We start from the raw sequence: 2,533 nt of genomic DNA, 5'->3' as shown, positions 1-2,533 counted from the left end.
TGTCAGCTTCGATCTCCGCAGGATCCTGGTAGGTCTGGTCGGTCATGGCTTATGCTCCAGAAGTGAGGTCGCCGCGGACGGCATCAGGTGTACGCTCAAGCGTCCTGCGGCTCCGCTCTGGCGAGAGATGCGCAGCGTTCATCTTCTTGCGTGCGCTGGCATAAAGGATGGCTGCAACGACGAGAGTCACGATCCCGACGATCAGCGTGGCGAGGCCAAGATTCTCGATCGCGTCGCCTAACAGATAGGCGAGACCCATCAGGACGACACCCAGGCCGGCTATGCCGACGACAGCCGCGCCGAGCATGCCACCCACGGCGACCTTCAGGTCATTCGTGGTCTCGCGGACTTCGGCGAGGATGAGTTGAAGCTGCTGTTCGGCCAGGTGCGAGCCTTGGCTGGTGAGCTGCCGCACCAAGTCGACGATGTTGTCCTGAGGTTGTCCGGACCCTGCTCCGGTGCGTGACCCACTGCCTGGGAAAGGTGTTGGCTCGTTGTTCATAGCGAGGTTTCCAAATTTGCCGGAGACACCGGGCTCGCGGCGCCGCCACCGTCGGTAAAGCTCATCATCGGCTTGGCCGCGCCGGTGCCCTCAGGGGAGTACGTCGCGTAAGATTGCGGCACAGGTGACGCCTGTTGCTTTGTGAGCTGGCCCCCGTTTCGTCCGGGCACCCCTCAGGCATAGAATGGAGGCTTGGGGCTATCCCCTGAGCACATGCTTATGTCTGGATTTGAGGTTATCGCTGATGGCGGGCGTCGCCGCTTCTGGTCGGCTGCGGAGAAGCTGCGGATCGTAGAGGAGACGCTGGACGGCAGTGCCAGCATATCGGTCGTGGCGCGCCGTAATGGCGTGTCGGCCAACCTGCTGTATCGTTGGCGGCGGCTAATGCTCGAAGGAGGCAGTGTCGCGGTGACCGGCGACGACGATGTGACCAGCAACCGGCTCGTCCGGCAGATGGATCAGCGCATCCGCGAGCTTGAGCGTCAGCTCGGCCGCAAGACCATGGAAGTCGAGATCCTGAAGGAAGCGCTGGACAAGGTGCGCCCAAAAAACGTATGGCCCGCCCCGTCTGCAAGCGAGATTTTGAGGTGATCTGATCAGTCTGCGTCAACGTATGCGGTCTCATGGGTAACCCATGGCCAAGATGGACATCCGCGCGCCTGGAGCCTCAATAAACACATCGGCAACGAGTGCCATTTTTTGGCCGGGCTTTCCAGACGCCGATCGACTGTCAGGCCATCTTCACGATCCTTCCTGCAAACATCGTTGGCCTACGCACGGGCGTGCATGCGGCCGATCAGGTTATGCCGCGACTGGGTAGCCGCGCTCGAAAGTTGCTCCCTTGCGCAAGGCTGCCCAAGCAATCCGCGCCAGCTTGTTGGCCAATGCGACGACGATCGCATTGCGGTGGATACCGCGCTCGATCATGCCTTTCAGCCAGCGTCCCAGTGGGGTCTCGCTTTGCGACAATGATGGTAGTGCCGCTCTTGCGCCGTGAATGAGCGAAGTCCGTAAGTAGGTGTTGCCGCGCTTGGAGATGCCGAGCAGCCGTGGCTTGCCTCCTGTCGTGTGTTGCCGTGGCACCAGTCCGAGCCATGCACCCAGATCTCGCGCCTTGGCAAAGCTGCTGGCATCGCCGACCGCTGCGATAAGGGCGGTTGCGTTCAGTACTCCGACGCCCGGGATGGACGTGAGCCGCCGCGCATTCTCGTCATTACGAGCCATCTCGATGAACTCGCCGTTCAGAGCTTCGATCCTTGCATCGAGGCCGCGCCACTCGGCGCGCAGTTCGCCCACGAGCTGGCGCAGCCGTGGTGACAATGTCGTATCCCCGTCAGCCAGCATCGCATCAATGCCGAGTTCCAGCTTGCGTCGCCCAACCGGGAAAATCGTCCCGCGCTCCAGCAGGATCGCCCGCAGTTGATTGATCAGGCTCCTGCGCTCGGCCACCAGGCGGGAACGGACGCGGTGGAGTGTCTGAATGTCCAACTGCTCCTGAGTCTTGAGTTCGACGAAACGCATGGTTGGACGCGAGGCCGCCTCAGCGATCCCCTCTGCATCACGATCATCATTCTTCTGCGCTTTGACATATGGGCGCACGTACTCCGGCGACATCAGCCTGATCTCGTGTCCGTGTGCGGCAAAAAGGCGCCCCAGATGATGGGCCCCGCAGCATGCTTCCATCGCAACCACGCACGTCGGAAGCTTGGCCACATAGTCGATCAGCGTCTGGCGCCGCATTGACCTGCGTACGATCACAGCGCCTGCCGCATCGACGCCCACCACGCTGCAGGCATTCTTGCCCAGATCAACGCCAAGGATCACAATAGACATCGGTCCGCTCCTTTCCTTCTCAAGCACCGGCATCATATCCGAAGCCGGGGAAAAGGGGCGGGCCATCCCATAAACCGACCTTGCTCATGCGCTCGCCCTTAGAGGACGATTTGCCGTGAAGGCGATCGCACAGACGCTCGGCGTCTCGCGATCGGCGGTGCTGGAGAGATTGAAAGGCACGAGCCGGCCGCGTGGCCC

At 61.7% G+C, this 2,533-nt stretch carries 3 protein-coding genes and 2 pseudogenes; 2 read left to right on the top strand and 3 right to left on the bottom strand.

All coding sequences use genetic code 11. From position 1 onward, the window contains the following. Positions 1-49: 49 nt before the first annotated feature. Positions 50-502, bottom strand: coding sequence for a phage holin family protein (locus GV044_RS14000; RefSeq protein ID WP_159871875.1), 453 nt, complete (start codon positions 500-502; stop codon positions 50-52). Then, positions 499-624 (bottom strand): hypothetical protein, encoded by a 126-nt coding sequence (locus GV044_RS22535; protein ID WP_256377272.1) that lies wholly within the window; start codon positions 622-624, stop codon positions 499-501. Before GV044_RS22535 ends, GV044_RS14000 begins: the two co-directional genes overlap by 4 nt. A gap of 91 nt (positions 625-715) precedes the next feature. Between GV044_RS22535 and GV044_RS13995 the strand changes: the two are divergent. Then, positions 716-1,051 (top strand): annotated as a pseudogene (locus tag GV044_RS13995) (transposase); the annotation flags it as partial. A 252-nt stretch (positions 1,052-1,303) separates the two neighbouring features. On the opposite strand, the gene GV044_RS13990 reads toward GV044_RS13995, so the two are convergent. Beyond that, positions 1,304-2,335 carry an IS110 family transposase gene (locus tag GV044_RS13990; RefSeq protein WP_159871872.1) on the bottom strand — a complete coding sequence of 344 codons (1,032 nt, stop codon included), beginning with the start codon at positions 2,333-2,335 and terminating at the stop codon, positions 1,304-1,306. A 73-nt stretch (positions 2,336-2,408) separates the two neighbouring features. On the opposite strand from GV044_RS13990, the pseudogene GV044_RS13985 reads away from it, so the two are divergent. Next, positions 2,409-2,533: pseudogene (locus GV044_RS13985) on the top strand (IS3 family transposase); the annotation flags it as partial.

The sequence above is a fragment of the Novosphingobium sp. 9U genome, assembly GCF_902506425.1.
Lineage (GTDB): Bacteria > Pseudomonadota > Alphaproteobacteria > Sphingomonadales > Sphingomonadaceae > Novosphingobium.
The sequence above is the reverse complement of the archived record's forward strand: the minus strand, read 5'-3'. Positions and strand labels throughout refer to the sequence as shown.